Source organism: Streptomyces sp. NPDC059355, from assembly GCF_042752335.1.
Lineage (GTDB): Bacteria > Actinomycetota > Actinomycetes > Streptomycetales > Streptomycetaceae > Streptomyces.
Window position 1 is genome coordinate 98,586 of sequence record NZ_JBHYXN010000003.1, and the last position, 14,967, is coordinate 113,552.

12 protein-coding genes are annotated in these 14,967 nt (G+C 73.7%); 8 read left to right on the forward strand and 4 right to left on the reverse strand.

Annotated elements, in window-relative coordinates; genetic code table 11:
- Positions 1–181: 181 nt before the first annotated feature.
- On the forward strand, positions 182–451 hold the full coding sequence (locus tag ACFXGI_RS04095; protein ID WP_266876723.1) for a hypothetical protein: 270 nt from the start codon (positions 182–184) through the stop codon (positions 449–451).
- A gap of 35 nt (positions 452–486) precedes the next feature.
- On the opposite strand, the gene ACFXGI_RS04100 is transcribed toward ACFXGI_RS04095, so the two are convergent.
- On the reverse strand, positions 487–1,725 hold the full coding sequence (locus ACFXGI_RS04100) for a CaiB/BaiF CoA transferase family protein (protein ID WP_384702950.1): 1,239 nt from the start codon (positions 1,723–1,725) through the stop codon (positions 487–489).
- Between the two features lie 94 nt (positions 1,726–1,819).
- On the reverse strand, positions 1,820–2,947 hold the full coding sequence (locus ACFXGI_RS04105) for a type ISP restriction/modification enzyme (protein ID WP_384703421.1): 1,128 nt from the start codon (positions 2,945–2,947) through the stop codon (positions 1,820–1,822).
- 183 nt (positions 2,948–3,130) lie between these two features.
- Here ACFXGI_RS04105 and ACFXGI_RS04110 point away from each other — a divergent pair, with 183 nt between their 5' ends.
- The gene (locus ACFXGI_RS04110) at positions 3,131–3,295 is read left to right on the forward strand and encodes a hypothetical protein (protein WP_384702953.1); all 165 of its coding nucleotides are present in this window, start codon (positions 3,131–3,133) and stop codon (positions 3,293–3,295) included.
- A 27-nt stretch (positions 3,296–3,322) separates the two neighbouring features.
- Here ACFXGI_RS04110 and ACFXGI_RS04115 read toward each other — a convergent pair whose 3' ends face one another.
- Both ACFXGI_RS04115 and hmgA read right to left on the reverse strand, forming a co-directional pair.
- Positions 3,323–4,072, reverse strand: coding sequence for a GntR family transcriptional regulator (locus ACFXGI_RS04115; protein ID WP_384702956.1), 750 nt, complete (start codon positions 4,070–4,072; stop codon positions 3,323–3,325).
- Positions 4,073–4,202: 130 nt separating this feature from the next.
- The gene (gene hmgA / locus ACFXGI_RS04120; protein ID WP_384702959.1) at positions 4,203–5,525 is read right to left on the reverse strand and encodes a homogentisate 1,2-dioxygenase; all 1,323 of its coding nucleotides are present in this window, start codon (positions 5,523–5,525) and stop codon (positions 4,203–4,205) included.
- A gap of 138 nt (positions 5,526–5,663) precedes the next feature.
- On the opposite strand from hmgA, the gene ACFXGI_RS04125 reads away from it, so the two are divergent.
- From ACFXGI_RS04125 to ACFXGI_RS04150, 6 genes are all read left to right on the forward strand, one after another.
- Positions 5,664–7,766 (forward strand): right-handed parallel beta-helix repeat-containing protein, encoded by a 2,103-nt coding sequence (locus ACFXGI_RS04125; RefSeq protein ID WP_384702962.1) that lies wholly within the window; start codon positions 5,664–5,666, stop codon positions 7,764–7,766.
- Positions 7,767–7,986: 220 nt separating this feature from the next.
- On the forward strand, positions 7,987–8,859 hold the full coding sequence (locus ACFXGI_RS04130) for a hypothetical protein (protein ID WP_384703424.1): 873 nt from the start codon (positions 7,987–7,989) through the stop codon (positions 8,857–8,859).
- 136 nt (positions 8,860–8,995) lie between these two features.
- Positions 8,996–10,321, forward strand: a complete 1,326-nt coding sequence (locus tag ACFXGI_RS04135; protein WP_384702965.1) for a hypothetical protein — start codon at positions 8,996–8,998, stop codon at positions 10,319–10,321.
- 35 nt (positions 10,322–10,356) lie between these two features.
- A complete protein-coding gene (locus tag ACFXGI_RS04140; protein WP_384703427.1) occupies positions 10,357–10,977 on the forward strand; it encodes a TetR family transcriptional regulator in 621 nt (206 codons plus the stop codon).
- 114 nt (positions 10,978–11,091) lie between these two features.
- A complete protein-coding gene (locus ACFXGI_RS04145; RefSeq protein ID WP_384702968.1) occupies positions 11,092–13,389 on the forward strand; it encodes a molybdopterin-dependent oxidoreductase in 2,298 nt (765 codons plus the stop codon).
- Positions 13,390–13,463: 74 nt separating this feature from the next.
- The gene (locus ACFXGI_RS04150; protein ID WP_384702971.1) at positions 13,464–14,957 is read left to right on the forward strand and encodes a CitMHS family transporter; all 1,494 of its coding nucleotides are present in this window, start codon (positions 13,464–13,466) and stop codon (positions 14,955–14,957) included.
- Positions 14,958–14,967 lie beyond the last annotated feature (10 nt).

A 14,967-nucleotide genomic window follows, 5' to 3' on the forward strand; every position in this document is an offset into this window, starting at 1 on the left:
CCCGCGCGAGATCGCCGAGGTGCCGGCCCCCTGCGGAGAGTAACCGTCGACTCCGCTGAGTAACCGTCAACTCCCCGTCGCCATAGGGGTAATTCACACCACCGGGATACCCGAGCACGACGTGGGGGCGATAGGGTTACCCTGCCCGGGCCGGGTGCCCTCGTACGGGTGGGGAGAGATCATGGAACAGATAGCAATGCGCAGCAGGCCGCCTCGCGTGCCTGCCATCACCTGTGGCAGCGGTGCGACCAGCTCGCGCCTCGACCGCCACCTCGCCGTGCTGGGCGGACCCGCCGTCCCCCACCGCGAGGCCGCGGAGGCGACGCTGCTGATGCGCGAACTGACGTCCCGCGACCACACGCACCGTCTGCGGAGCCGGAGCGCGCGCGTCTCGCTCTTCGCGCCGCTGCGCCGTCTGCGTCGCACGCTCTTCGGCAGCCGCCGCTCGTAACAACGTCCCCGACCGACATTGGTTTCGCCCCGGCCCTACGCGACCACACCATCCCGGCGAAGTGTCGTGATCTGCGCGCCCGTCATCCCCAGGGCGCGCAGCAGGGCCTCGGTGTGTTCGCCGAGCGCGGGCACCGCACCCATGTGCGGTGCCGCGCCTCCCGGCAGTCCGATCGGCGGCAGCAGTGCCCGCAGCGGACCGGCCGGTGATCCCACCTCGCGCCAGCGGTCCCGCGCCGCCAGCTGAGGGTGCTGCGCCAACTGCGCCACCGAGTTCAGCCGCGCGCAGGCGATGCCCGCCGCCTCCAGCCGCCCGATCGCCTCGTCCGCTCCGAGCCCGGCCAGCGCCTCGGCGACCACGGCGTCGGTCTTCTCCCGGCCCCGGGTGCGCGCCGCGTTGGTCGCGTACGCCGGATCCTCGGCCAACTCAGGCCGCTCCAACACCTGTTCGGCGAGCCGACGCCACTCGCGGTCGTTCTGCACCGACAGCAGCACCCGGTCCCCGTCCGCCGTCGGGTAGGCGTCGTACGGGGCGATGACGGCGTGCGCGAGGCCCGTCCGCACGGGCTGCTCCCCGCCGTGCATGGTGTGGTGCAGCGGATGGCCCATCCACTCGGCCAGCGCGTCGAGCATCGAGACCTCGACCCGGCCCCCGCGCCCGGTGACCCCGCGGCGCAGCAGGGCCGCGAGGACCCCGGAGAAGGCGTACATGGCCGCCGCGATGTCCGCGGCCGGGATTCCCGCCTTGACGGGCTGCCCGGGGGTGCCGGTCACCGAGACCAGCCCCGCCTCGCACTGCACGAGCATGTCGTACGCGCGCTTGTGGGCGTAGGGGCCCTCGGGCCCGTACCCGGAGATGTCGACGGCGACCAGCCGCCCGTACCGCGCGCACAGCGCGGCCGAGTCGAGGCCGAGCCGGGCGGCGGCTCCCTGGGCGAGGTTCTGGACGAACACGTCGGCCCCGTCGAGCAGCCCGTGCAGGACCTCCAGGCCGCGCGGGTCCTTCAGGTCGAGCGCGATCGACTCCTTGCCGCGGTTGGCCCAGACGAAATGCGAGGCCAGTCCGTGCGCGGCGGTGTCGTAGGCGCGTGCGAAGTCACCGCCGTCGGGCCGCTCGACCTTGATCACCCGGGCGCCGAGGTCGGCGAGCTGTCGGGTGGCGAAGGGGGCCGAGACGGCCTGTTCGACGGCGACGACGGTGACACCGTCGAGGGGGAGCGGTTCCACGGGGAGGGGTTCCGCGGGGCGTGCGGGTGCGGGTGAGTCGGCTGTCATGACAGCCTGCCTACCTGCTGGGACCCCGGCTTGTCACCAGGCGCGGCGCCGAGGCCGCCGGCGCCGCCGGCCGGGCGCACGGCTGCGCGTGCCGTCAGAGCAGGGCGAACTGGCCGCCCGGGCCCTCCTCGTGGTGGTCCAGTACGGAGGCCGGACGCCGGGCCCAGCGCGGCGGCGGCAGCACCCCGGCCGCCGTCAGCTCGGCGGCGGGCAGCGGCGGCCCGGCGGTGAACGCCGCCCGCTCCGGGGCCAGATCGGCCAGCAGGGCCAGGGTGGTCACCAGCGCCGGCAGCTCGGAGGTCCAGGACTGCGGCCACGCGGACGGACCGAGCGCCTCCAGTCCCTCGGCCTGCGGATCCCGGTGGGCGGTGCGGGCGGCGAACCAGGCCTCCAGCACCCGCGTACCGCCCTGCACCTCGTACTCCCAGGCGCCCGGCGGCACGGGGGAGACCGTCCCGGTCCCCAGGCTCAGGGTCTCGGTCTCCGGGTCGTACGCGAGCCCCTCAGGCCAGGCCTGGACCGCCGAGCGGACGTACGGGCGGCGTCCGCCCGGCAGCCGGGGCGGCTCCGAGCCGGGCCCGCCGCGCAGCTGGACGGTGAGCAGCCGGTGCCCCAGCTCCAGTCCGGCCCGCCAGCGCCCGGTATCGCCGGTCAGCGGGACCTCGTAACCCCGGGGGCCGGGGCGGCCCGCCGCGAGGATCCAGCACAGCACGTCCTGCGGGGTGACCCAGCCGCCGTAGCGCTCGCCCAGCAGTGGCAGAAGGCCCGGCGCGAGATTGGGCTCGGCGCCGCCGGGGCGCCGGTGCAGCGGGCGGATCCGGCCCAGCCTGCCGGCCGGGAGGTGCGGGGTGACCAGCAGCTCCGGGGTCTCGACGGCGAAGAGCTGGTGCTCGTCCAGGACCCGCCACAGCTCCGGCCGGGCCAGGTCGATGAGCCGCTGGTCGGGCAGCAGCCACTGCTCGTCGAAGGGATCGCGCAGCACCCGTACGGGGTCCGGGCAGGGTCCCGGCGCATCGGCGAAGCGGGCGGTCGACGGCGAGCGCCGGCCGGGCAGGGCAGCCGCGCCGGTGGTGGGCGTACGGCTGCGGCTCGGGCGGAACAGCCGCTCCCGCTCGGTGCCTTCGGCGCCGGTCAGGGCCGCCCAGCGGGCACGCAGGGCCGCGCGGTCGGGGGCCGCCACCCAGGCCCGGCCCAGGCGCAGGCCGCCCACGGCCCAGGGCATCAGGTCGTCCAGCAGCGGTACGTCTTCGCTCACCCGGCAGATGGTAGCGACGGGAGACGGCGGGCGGGGGCGTGGGAGCGGCATGGGCGGGGGCGTGGACGCGGGCGTGGCCGGGCTGGGTGCGGGCCGAAGGGCTACGCTCCCTATATATGGATATGTTCCGATGTCGAGGAGGAGGCGGACATGAGTCACTACGACGAATACACGACTCCGTCGCAGGCCGAGGGCGAGCGGCTCGACGAGGACATGGACGAGAAGGAGAAGCTGCAGCACCACCACCCCGAGACGGTGCGGACCACGCCGTCGCAGGCGGAGGGGGAGCGCAGCACGGACGACGAGGGGAAGTGACCCCCTCGGGGCGCGGCGGCCCGGCCGTCAGGTCGCGTCGACCGTCACCGTGAACGAGAACCGGTCACCCCGGTACCGGATCCGCGCCACGTCCACGACCCGCCCATCCTTGTCGTACGTCACGCCCGTGTAGTGCAGGATCGGGCTGAGCAGCGGCACCTGGAGCAGTTCCGCCGTCTCCGGGTCGGCGAGCCGCGCCTCGACCGTGTCCGTGATCCGGCTGATCTTCACGCCCACCACGTCGCGCAGTACCTTGGTCATGGGCCAGCGCGCCAGATCGGCCAGGTCCACGGCCTCGGCGAGCTCCGGGCGGACCGCGTTCTCCGCCCAGTTCGTCGGCTCGCCGCTCTCCCCGTCGTGACGCAGCCGGCGGTACGTGACCACCTCGGCCGTGTCCGGGAAGTGCTCCAGCAGCTCCCCGGACACGGCCGTCCGTGCGTGGCCGAGAATCGTCGTACGGTCGCCCGACTGCTGCGCCACGATCGCGTCGACCGATCCCAGCAGCCGTACCGGCGCCCCGCGCCGCGCGCCCGGCTCGATGAAGGTGCCGCGCCGCCGGTGGCGGCTGATCAGCCCCTCGCCCTCCAGCTCCTTGAGCGCCTGGCGCATGGTCAGCACGCTCACCCCGTAGTGCTCGGCGAGCTGCTCCTCGGTGGGCAGGCGCAGCGAGGCGTCCGGGGTGCGGCCCAGTATCGAGGCGCGCAGCGACTGCGACACCTGGTACCAGAGGGGCAGCTTCCGGTTGAGCACGAGCGAGTCGGGGGCGAAGGCGGTCACGGGTGGTTCTCCGTACGGACGGGGCGTGGGGCGCGGGGCGCGTGCTCCGGGGTGTGCGTGCTCCGGAGTACGCGCCTGGGGGTGTCCTGCCGGTCGGGCCGGGATCGCGGCGTGACACCCCCCGGCGATATTAGGCGCGGAAGTGGCGCTCGAGCCCCTGCCAGACGTCGTCGTATCCGCGCTGGAGGTGTTCGGCGCCGGCCGCCTGGGCGGTGGCGGTGATCGGCCAGCGGGTCTCGAACATGAAGGCCAGGCCGTCCTCGATCTTCTGCGGCTTCAGCTCGGCGGCGCTCGCCTTGTCGAAGGTCTCCCGGTCCGGTCCGTGCGCGGACATCATGTTGTGCAGTGAGCCGCCGCCCGGGACGAAGCCCTCCGCCTTGGCGTCGTAGGCGCCCTCGATCAGGCCCATGTACTCGCTCATGACGTTGCGGTGGAAGTACGGCGGGCGGAAGGTGTCCTCGCCGACCAGCCAGCGCGGGGCGAAGACCACGAAGTCCATGCCCGCCAGCCCCGGGGTGTCGGAGGGCGAGGTCAGCACCGTGAAGATCGACGGGTCCGGGTGGTCGTAGCTGATGGAGCCCAGGACGTTGAAACGGCGCAGGTCGTAGACGTACGGGGCGTGAGTGCCGTACCAGGCGACCACGTCGAGCGGGGAGTGGTCGTAGGTGGCGGTCCAGAGGTTGCCGCAGAACTTGTTGACCACCTCGGTCGGGCGCTCCACGTCCTCGTACGCGGCCACCGGGGCCCGGAAGTCGCGTGCGGCGGCGAGGCCGTTGGCGCCGATCGGGCCGAGGTCCGGCAGCTCGAAGGGGCGGCCGTAGTTCTCGCAGACGTACCCGCGGGCGTCCTCGTCCAGCAGCTCCACGCGGAAGCGCACGCCGCGCGGGATCAGGGCCACCTCGCCGGGGCCCGCGCTGAGCAGGCCGAGCTCGGTGCGCAGCAGCAGGCCGCCGCGCTCGGGGACGATCAGCAGCTCGCCGTCGGAGTCGCTGAACACCCGGTCGGTCATGGAGGCGTTGGCGGAGTAGAGGTGGATGGCCATGCCGCTGCGCTGGGTGGCGTCGCCGTTGCCGCCCAGGGTCCACAGGCCCGCCAGGAAGTCGGTGCCGGGGGCCGCGTCGGGGAGCGGGTTCCAGCGGAGCCGGTTGGGGTCCGCGGGGGCCTCGGTGAAGGGCGCGGAGCGCAGGGCGCCGTTGTCGGTCCGGGTGAAGGGCGGGTGGGCCGCCGAGGGGCGGATCCGGTAGAGCCAGGAGCGCCGGTTGTGCCCCCGGGGCTCCGTGAAGGCGCTGCCGCTGAGCTGCTCCGCGTACAGGCCGAGGGGGGAGCGCTGGGGCGAGTTGCGGCCGGCCGGCAGGGCGCCGGGGACGGCCTCCGAGCTGTGCTCGTTGCCGAAGCCGGTGAGGTACTCCAGTGCCTCGGCCGTCTTCCTGGCCTGCTCGGCCTGCTCGCTCATGGGTGCTCCCGCTCTGTGACAGTCGAAGGAATCCTATGGTCGACAGTAGGATTCCGCGGCTCGCGCGTCAATGGCGCCCGGGATTTCGCGCTGCCGCAGGGGATCCAAAAAGATGAACATTGCTCTACTCTCACGCGCATGTCGTGGACCCGCAGGTTCCCTGCCGTGCCGGCGGCGCTCCTCGCCGCCCTCCTCGTGCTCCTGTCCCTCTTCGCCGCCGCGCCCGCCGCCCGCGCGCACGAGGAGCGCCCCGTGACCCTGCCGGACGGCTCCGGGTCCGTGCCCCGGTACCGCACGGCCGAGCCCGATCTGGTGGTCTGCAAGACCGACCGGCCCGCCTTCGAACGCCGCATATCCGCCTTCCCCGAGGAGCTCAGGCAGCGCAACCTGGCCCTGTACGAGCGGTGCGAGAAGAGCGGCTACCGGCACCTCCAGGAAGCCGTCGACGCCGTGGACCGGCCCGGCGTGAACATCGCGATCCTCCCCGGCCTGTACGAGGAGGAGCCCTCGCTGCCGAAGCCGGCGGGGGAGTGCGCCGGGCTGAAGGCCCCCGACTCCGCGCTGGGCTACCAGATCCTGACGTACGAGCAGCAGGTGCAGTGCCGGCACAACCAGAACCTCGTCGCGATCCTCGGCAAGACGGACCTCCAGATCGAGGGCACGGGCGCGAGCCGCCAGGACGTGGTCATCGACGCCAAGTACCAGAAGCTGAACGCCATCCGCGCCGACAAGTCGAACGGCATCTACTTCCGCAACTTCACCGCGCAGCGGACCACCTTCAACTCGCTGTACGTGCTCGCGGGCGACGGGTTCGTCATCGACGACGTCCTGACCAGGTGGAACGACGAGTACGGCTTCCTGACCTTCGCCAGCGACCACGGGCTGTACAAGAACTGCGAGTCGTACGGGAACGGCGACTCCGGCATCTACCCCGGCAGTGCCTCCGACATCAACGACGGGCGCGGCTACGAGGTCCCGCGCTACTCCATCGAGATCACCGGCTGCCACAGCCACCACAACATGGTCGGCTACTCCGGCACGGCGGGGGACTCGGTCTGGGTCCACGACAACGAGTTCGACTCGAACATGGGCGGCGCCTCGATGGACAGCGCCTTCCCGGGGCACCCGGGACTCCCGCAGAACCACGCCAAGTTCGAGCGGAACCTGATCCACGACAACAACGCCGACTACTACGGGTACGTCGCCGACGGCACCTGCGCCAAGCCGCCGATCGAGCGCGGCTACGAGCAGGGGGTGGTCTGCCCGCAGATCTCCATGCCGCCGGGCACGGGGATCATCACGGCGGGCGGCAACTGGAACGTGTACGAGAACAACTGGGTGTACGGGCACCGGCGCGCGGGCTTCTTCCTCTCGGCGGTCCCGGCCTTCATCCGGGGCGAGGAGTCCTGGGGCAAGCAGGCGGACACCTCCCACCACAACCGGTACGCCGCGAACATCCTCGGCAAGGACAAGTCCGGCGCCTCCCGCCCCAACGGCATGGACGTGTGGTGGGACGGCCAGGGCCGCGGCAACTGCTGGCAGTCCGCACCCGACGGCTCCACCCCGGGCACGCTCCCGCACTGCGGGGACCGCCGCGGCGAGGTGTCGGGCGGCTCCTCCCGGCTGGTCGGCGAACCGGTGAAACTCGCCCAGCTCCTCGTCTGCGCCGACTACAGCGTCCAGGCGCGCAAGCTTCCGGCCGGCTGCGACTGGTACGGCGCACGCGGCCTGGAGCGGGTGGAGACCCAGATCGCGCTGGCGGTCGCGGCGGTTCTGCTCCTCGTCGGCGGGGTGCTGTGGTGGCGCCGCCTGCGCGGGTCCCGCCTGGGCACGGCGGCCTCGCTGCTGGGCCTGGCCGGGCTGGCCCTGGACGTGGCCGGCTCCACGACGCCGCTCGTGGGCACCGCCGTGCCGGCCCTGGCCCTGCTCCTGCTGGGCCTGTGGTGGACGGGCGCGGGCCTCGCCCTGCGGCCCACCCGCCCCTGGTCGGCGCGGCTGACCCTGCTCCTGGCGGCCCTCACCCTCCTCGACGCCTTCGACAAGGCCGTCCTGATGATCCCCTGGACCCCGATCGGCCCCTCCTGGGCGCGGGCCCTCGTGGCCGTGGTCTGGGTCCTGTGGGCGGTCGTGGCCTCGGCCCGCCCGGCCACCCCGGGCGGCGACCCCGGGGCCGACCGTGTGCCGGCGCCGGCGGCCCCGACCCCGGCGCCGCACACCGAGGCCGCCCCGGACCCGGCATGACCCCCTGCCCCGCCGGCCGCGGCCCCGACCCGACCCGAGCCCGCCCCGCGTACGGCGGCCTCCGAGGCGCGGGCGCCCCCCGAAGCACCGGCGACCCCGGATCCGGCACCGCGCCCCTCGCCCTGGCAGCGCCGAACACAGGAGGCCACCCGTGACCGACCGGCCCGAGAAGCCGCTCGACGACCGCCCTGCGCACCGGGCCGGGTGCAACGCCCGCGGTGTGCCGCCCCGCACGGCCCGCGGGCGCGGCCGAACCACCCGCACCGCGGCGCTGCTCACCGCCGCCCTCCTGCTCGTCGGCGGCGCGGCCGCGGGCTGCGGCGGGCGGGCCACCACCCACCACAAGCCCGGCACCAGCCACGAGCAGGCCACCGGCAGCGTCGGCACCCTGCTCGATGCCCAGGACCCCGCCAGCCACCGGCTCCGCGAGGTGCCGACCGAGGGTGCGCCGCAGGTGCAGCTCGCCGCCCGCCCCGACTCCGAGGACGGCTGGAACCTCCAGCTGACGGTGAAGAACTTCCGCTTCACCCCCGACAGCACCGGCGGCGCCGCCCTCCCGGGCGCCGGTCACGCGCACCTGGAGCTCGACGGCCGCAAACTGGCCCGGCTGTACGGCCCCTGGTTCCACCTGCCGGCGGCGCAGGTGCCCGAAGGCGCGCACACCCTGACCGTCCGCCTCTACGCCGACGACCACACCGCCTGGGCCGTCGCCGGCAAGGCGATCGAGGGCACGCTCCAGCTCAGCGCCGGCGCTGCCGGCCCCGGTCAGGCCGGCCACGGCCACACTCCGCCGTCGGCGCCCCCGTCACCGCCGCCGTCGCAGGCGCCCGCCGACCGCACGGTGACCATCACCGTCCGGGACGGCAAGGTCACCCCGGCCCCCGGCCGCACCGAGCTGCGGCGCGGGGAACGCCTCGCCCTGCGCGTCACCAGCGACCGCGCCGACACCCTGCACGTCCACGGCTACGACAAGGAACTCGCCCTGCCGGCAGGCCAGGAGGCCGTCCTGGTCCTGACGGCCGACCGTACGGGCCTCTTCGAGGTCGAGACCCACGAGTCCCGCCTCGTCCTGACCCAGCTCCTCGTCCGGTGACCCCGCCGCCGACCCGCCCCGCCCGGTTCCCCTTCCGCGGAGGGGAACAAAGCCGTACGGGCGAACCGTGGTGACCCCGGTCGTGCCGGGTCTCGGGCCCGGGCCCGGCGCGGGCGGTGGGGGCGGGGGCCGGGGCGTGGTCCTTCGCCCGGCCGATCCGCTCACCACACTCGCGCACGGGATCGGGTCCCAGCACGATCTGCCGATCTCTCCCTTCTACGCCTTCGCCGGCGCCTTCACCGCACTGCTCGTCTCCTTCCTCGCGCTCGGTCTGCTCTGGTCCTCCTCCCGGTTCCGCGGCGACCGGTCGGGCCTCGCCCTGCCCGCAGCCCTGGAGCGGATCGCCGACGCGCCGGCCACCCGCACCGCCTTGCGCGGACTCGGCCTCGCCGCCGCCCTCGCCGTCCTCCTCTCCCTCCTCCTCGGTCCCGACGACCCCGCGCGCAACCCCGCCCCCGGCGCCGTCTACGTCCTCCTCTGGGTCGGCCTCGTGCCCGCCTCCCTCCTCCTCGGCCCCGTCTGGCGCCTGCTCAACCCGCTCCGCACCCTCTACCGCCTGTGCCACCGGCTGTCCCGCGCCCTGCGGCGGCACGCGCACGCCCCCCTCCCCGTGCACGCCCCCCTTCCCGCCCGGCTCGGCCAATGGCCCGCCGCCGCCGGGCTGTTCGGCTTCACCTGGCTCGAACTCGCCGCTCCGGATCCCGCATCCACCACCACCCTCCTGACCGCCCTCGCCCTCTACACCGCCGTCCACCTCGCGCTCGCCGCCCGCTTCGGAGAACGCTGGTTCGCCGACGCCGACGCCTTCGAGGCGTATTCCGCCCTCCTGGCCCGGCTCTCCCCCCTCGGCCGCCGTAGCGACGGCCGCCTGGTGCTCCGCAACCCCTTCCACGGACTCGACGCGACACCCGAGCGGCCCGGACTCGTCGCCACCGCCTGCGTCCTGCTCGGCTCCACCGCCTACGACGGCTACTCCGACAACCCGTCGTGGATCGACACCCTCCAGACCTCCCCCCTCGGCCGCACCCCCACGGCCACGCTCGGACTGCTCGCTTCCATCGCCCTCGTCGCCACCCTGTACTGCCTCTGCGCGGCGGCCACCTGCCTGGTCTGCGGCCCGCACCCGGGCCCGCTGACCGCCTTCGCCCACTCACTCGTGCCGATCGCGCTCGCCTATCTCGTCGCCCACTACTTCTCCCTCCTCGTCACCGAAGGACCACGCACAGTAATCATGGCACTGGGCACTGACAACGCCCCGGAACCCTTGTCGCCACTGGGCCCCGGCGGCCTCGCCGCCCTCCAGGTGATCGCCGTCGTCACCGGCCACGTACTCGGAGTGATCGCGGCCCACGACCGCTCCGTACGCCTCTTCCCGCCCGCCAGGGCCGTCGCCGGCCAGCTGCCGCTGCTCGCGCTCATGATCACTTACACGATCGGGGGCATCGGCCTCCTGCTGAACTGAGACCGCTGCTGAACCGAGGAGCCAGGAGCGGCATGATGGACCCCGTGCCCCCCGCCCACCCCCTGCGCCGGACGCCGATCCAGCAGCGCAGCGCCGACCGGCTCGCCCGGATCCTCGACGCCTGCGCCGAACTGCTCGACGAGACCGGGTACGAGAACCTCAGCACCCGGGCCGTCGCCCTGCGTGCCGGCGTGCCCATCGGCTCGGTCTACCGCTTCTTCGGCAACAAGCGGGCCATGTCCATCGCCCTCGCCCACCGCAACCTGGACCGGTACACCGACGCCATCGCGGACCGCCTCGACGCGCTCCCGGCCGGCGACTGGCGGCCCGTCGTGGACGCCGTGCTCGACGAGTACCTGGCCATGAAGCGGACCGTCCCCGGTTTCGCGTTCGTCGACTTCGGGGTGCCCGCCCCGCCTGCCGAGGGCCCGGCCGCCGACCCCAACGGGCTGGTCGCCGTACGCCTCACCGAACTGCTCGGCGCCCACCTCGGCCTGACCCCGGACGCCACCCTGCAGCGGGCGGTCCTGGTAGCCGTCGAGGCCACGGACGCGCTGACGAAGCTGGCCTTCCGCGCCGATCCGGCCGGCGACCCCGGCATCGTGGCCGAGACCCGGGCCATGATGCACGCGTACCTGTCCCGCGTACTGGACTGACCCGCACTCGGGAGGCCCCTCCCGCGCACCGGCCCCTCCCCGCCGTGCCAACCGGTCGGTATGCTCGGACCCGCCCGCGTGTACGTGTCGCAGCCTGCCGCCCCTGGAGGGCCCATGCCCCGCACCGCCCTGCGCATCTGCCCCCTGTGCGAAGCCACCTGCGGCCTCACCCTCACCATCGAGGGCACCGCCGTCACCGGCGCCCGCGGGGACCGCGAAGACGTCTTCAGCCGCGGCTTCATCTGCCCCAAGGGCGCGGCCTTCGGCGCGCTCGACGCCGACCCCGACCGCCTGCGCACCCCCCTCGTCCGCCGCGACGGCCGCCTCCGGGAGGCCACCTGGGAGGAGGCGTACGAGGCCATCGCAGCCACCGTCCCGGCCCTCGTGCGGGAGTACGGAGCCCAGTCCGTCGGCGTCGTCCTCGGCAACCCGAACGTGCACACCATGGCGGGCAACCTGTACCCGCCGCTCCTGCTCAAAGCCCTCGGCACCCGCAACTTCTTCACCGCCAGCACCCTCGACCAGATGCCCAAGCACGTCTCCAGCGGGCTCCTCTTCGGCGACCCCTTCGCCATCCCGGTCCCCGACCTCGACCGCACCGACTTCCTGCTGCTCCTCGGCGCCAACCCGGTCGAGTCCAACGGCTCCCTGTGCACCGCGCCCGACTTCCCGGGCCGGCTCAAGGCGCTGCGCGCCCGCGGCGGCACCCTGGTCGTCGTCGACCCGCGCCGCACCCGCACCGCCAAGCTCGCCGACCTCCACCTCGCCCCGCGCCCCGGGAGCGACGCCCTGCTGCTGGCCGCCCTCGCGCACACCATCCTCGCCGAGGGGCTCGCCGCCCCGGGCGCCCTGGAGGAACGGACCGAGGGACTCGGGGAACTCGCCGACGCCCTCGCGCGTTTCACTCCTGAGGCCGTCGCCCCCGCCTGCGACCTCACGGCCGCCGAGATCCGCGACCTCGCCCGCGCCCTGGCGGCCGCGCCCACCGCCGCCGTCTACGGGCGGATCGGCAGTTGCACCGTCGAGTACGGCACGCTCGCCAGCTGGCTGGTCGACGTACTGAACATCCTCACCGGCAACCTCGACCGGCCCGGGGGCGTCCTCTTCCCGCTCCCGGCCGCCGGCCCGCGCCCGCGCCCCGCCGGGCCCGGAAAAGGCTTCACCCTGGGCCGCTGGCGCAGCCGGGTCAGCGGCCACCCCGAGGCCAAGAGCGAACTGCCCATCGCGGCCCTGGCCGAGGAGATCGAGACGGCCGGGGAGGGGCGGATCCGGGCCCTGGTCGCCATCGCTGCCAACCCGGTACTGTCCGCCCCCGACGGGCGGCGCCTCGACGCGGCCCTGTCCGGGCTCGACTTCATGGTCAGCATCGACCCGTACCTCAACGAGACCTCCCGCCACGCCCATGTCGTGCTGCCCCCGCCGCCGCCCTCGCAGAGCGCGCACCACGACTTCGCCTTCAACGGCTTCGCCATCCGCAACCAGGTGCGCTACAGCCGTCCTGCGGTCCCGCTCGAAGCGGGCCGGCTCGACGAGTGCGAGATCCACGCACGCCTCGTCCTCGCCGTCTCCGGCGAGTACGGGACCGCCGACCCGTCCGCGGTCGACGAGACGGTGATCCATGGCGTCCTCGCCAAGGAGACCGCCGACCCGCGCTCCCCGCTGCACGGGCAGGATCCGGCGCGCCTGGCCGGCCTGCTCACCGGGGAGAACGGCCCCGAGCGGCGGCTCGACCTGATGCTCCGACTCGGGCCGTACGGTGACCGGTTCGGCTCCGCCCCGCATGCGGGACCGGGCGAGAGTGAGGGCGAGGACGCGGGTACGGGTGAGTACGCGGGCGGAGGCGCAGGCGGGGGGCTCGGCCTGGAGCGGCTGCTCGCGCACCCGCACGGCATCGACCTGGGCCCGCTGGCGCCCCGGCTCCCGGGCGTGCTGAGGACGCGCAGCGGCAGGATCGAGCTGCTCCCGGACCCGATCGCGGCCGAGCTCCCCAGGCTGCGCGCGGCGCTCGCCGACCGCCCCGCCACCCTGGTGCTCGTGGGCCGCCGCCATCTGCGGTCCAACAACAGCTGGTTGCACAACGTTCCGGCCCTCACCGGAGGTTCCAACCGCTGCACCCTCCAGGTGAATCCCGAGGACGCCGGCCGTCTCGGCCTCACCGAGGGCGGCCTGGCCCGGATCACCGCCGACGGCGGCAGCCTGGAAGTCCCCGTCGAGGTCACCGACACCGTCCGCACCGGCGTCGTGAGCCTCCCGCACGGCTGGGGCCACGACCGCGAGGGGGCCCGGCTCTCCGTCGCCTCCGCCGCGCCCGGCGCCAACGTCAACCAGCTCCTCGACGGCTCCCGGCTCGACCCGCTGTCCGGTACCGCGGTGCTCAACGGCTTCCCCGTCGAACTGACACCACTGCCCTGAGCTGGGGTTTTGCTCGTATTGCTCACGCGCTGACGTCTTGTTGACGCGAGGAGGGGGGCACCTACGTTCCCTGCATGCTGACCTTCCTCGGCTTCGCCATGATCGCCACCTTCCTGGTTCTGATCATGATGAAGAAAATGTCGCCCATAGCGGCGCTCGTCCTCATCCCCGCGCTGTTCTGCGTGTTCGCAGGAAAGGGCGCCCACCTCGGCGACTACGTCATCGACGGCGTCGGCAAACTCGCACCGACCGCCGCCATGCTGATGTTCGCCATCGTCTACTTCGGCGTGATGATCGACGTCGGCCTGTTCGATCCGATCGTGCGCGGCATCCTGCGCTTCTGCAAGGCGGACCCGGTGCGGGTCGTGGTCGGCACCGCGGTCCTCGCCGCGATCGTCTCGCTCGACGGCGACGGCTCGACCACCTTCATGATCACCGTCTCGGCCATGTACCCGCTCTACAAGCGGCTCGGCCTCAGCCTGGTGGTCATGACGGGCGTGGCCGCCACCGCCAACGGAGTCATGAACACCCTGCCCTGGGGCGGGCCCACGGCCCGCGCCGCCACCGCCCTGAAGCTCGACGCCTCCGACATCTTCGTCCCGATGATCCCCGCCCTCGCGGTCGGCCTGCTGTTCGTGTTCGGCCTCGCGTACGTCCTCGGCCTCAAGGAACGCCGCCGGATCGGGACGCTGGTCATGCCCGGGGATGCGGAGCAGGTGGCAGCCGAGGCCGAGGCGCCCGCCGAGGAGCGTCTGCCGGTCGCCACCGCCACCGCCGCGGGGTCCGCCGACGCCGGGACCGTCGTCGGCTCCGCCGGGTCCGCGGCTCCGGCCGAGCCGTCCGCCCCCTCCGCCCGCACCGGCTCCGGTGACGACTCCGGCTCCGGCTCCGGCTCCGGTGACGACTCCGCCGCGCACGAGGGCGGCTTCCAGGGCCTCGACCCCCGCCGTCCGACCCTGCGCCCGCGCCTCTACTGGTTCAACGCCGGCCTCACCGTCGCCCTGCTCGCCGCGATGATCGCCGAGCTGCTGCCCATCCCGGTGCTCTTCCTCCTCGCCGCCGCCCTCGCCCTGACCGTCAACTTCCCGCACATGCCCGACCAGAAGGCCCGGATCGCCGCCCACGCCGACAACGTCCTGAACGTCGCCGGCATGGTCTTCGCCGCAGCCGTCTTCACCGGCGTCCTGAGCGGTACCGGCATGGTCAAGCACATGGCCGACTGGCTCGTCGGCGCCATCCCCGAGGGCATGGGCCCGCACATGGCACTGGTCACCGGCCTGCTCAGCCTGCCCCTCACCTATTTCATGTCCAACGACGGCTTCTACTTCGGCGTCCTGCCGGTCCTCGCCGAGGCCGGCGCCGCCCACGGCGTCTCGCCGCTCGAGATCGCCCGCGCCTCGCTGGTCGGCCAGGCCCTGCACATGTCCAGCCCGCTGGTTCCCGCCGTCTACGTCCTCGTCGGCATGGCCAAGGTCGAGTTCGGCGACCACACCCGCTTCACCGTGAAATGGGCGGCCCTCACCTCCCTCGTCGTCCTCGGGGCAGGGATGCTTTTCGGCATCATCTGACCCCCGGGGC

Excerpts from the sequence above, each read along its gene's own strand:
- ACFXGI_RS04140 (WP_384703427.1), top strand. The coding sequence starts at position 10,357 with ATGGACCCCGTGCCCCCCGCCCACCCCCTGCGCCGGACGCCGATCCAG.
- ACFXGI_RS04125 (WP_384702962.1), top strand. The coding sequence starts at position 5,664 with ATGTCGTGGACCCGCAGGTTCCCTGCCGTGCCGGCGGCGCTCCTCGCC.
- ACFXGI_RS04105 (WP_384703421.1), bottom strand. The coding sequence starts at position 2,947 with ATGCCCTGGGCCGTGGGCGGCCTGCGCCTGGGCCGGGCCTGGGTGGCG.
- ACFXGI_RS04145 (WP_384702968.1), top strand. The coding sequence starts at position 11,092 with ATGCCCCGCACCGCCCTGCGCATCTGCCCCCTGTGCGAAGCCACCTGC.
- ACFXGI_RS04150 (WP_384702971.1), top strand. The coding sequence starts at position 13,464 with ATGCTGACCTTCCTCGGCTTCGCCATGATCGCCACCTTCCTGGTTCTG.
- ACFXGI_RS04095 (WP_266876723.1), top strand. The coding sequence starts at position 182 with ATGGAACAGATAGCAATGCGCAGCAGGCCGCCTCGCGTGCCTGCCATC.
- ACFXGI_RS04110 (WP_384702953.1), top strand. The coding sequence starts at position 3,131 with ATGAGTCACTACGACGAATACACGACTCCGTCGCAGGCCGAGGGCGAG.
- hmgA (WP_384702959.1), bottom strand. The coding sequence starts at position 5,525 with ATGAGCGAGCAGGCCGAGCAGGCCAGGAAGACGGCCGAGGCACTGGAG.
- ACFXGI_RS04100 (WP_384702950.1), bottom strand. The coding sequence starts at position 1,725 with ATGACAGCCGACTCACCCGCACCCGCACGCCCCGCGGAACCCCTCCCC.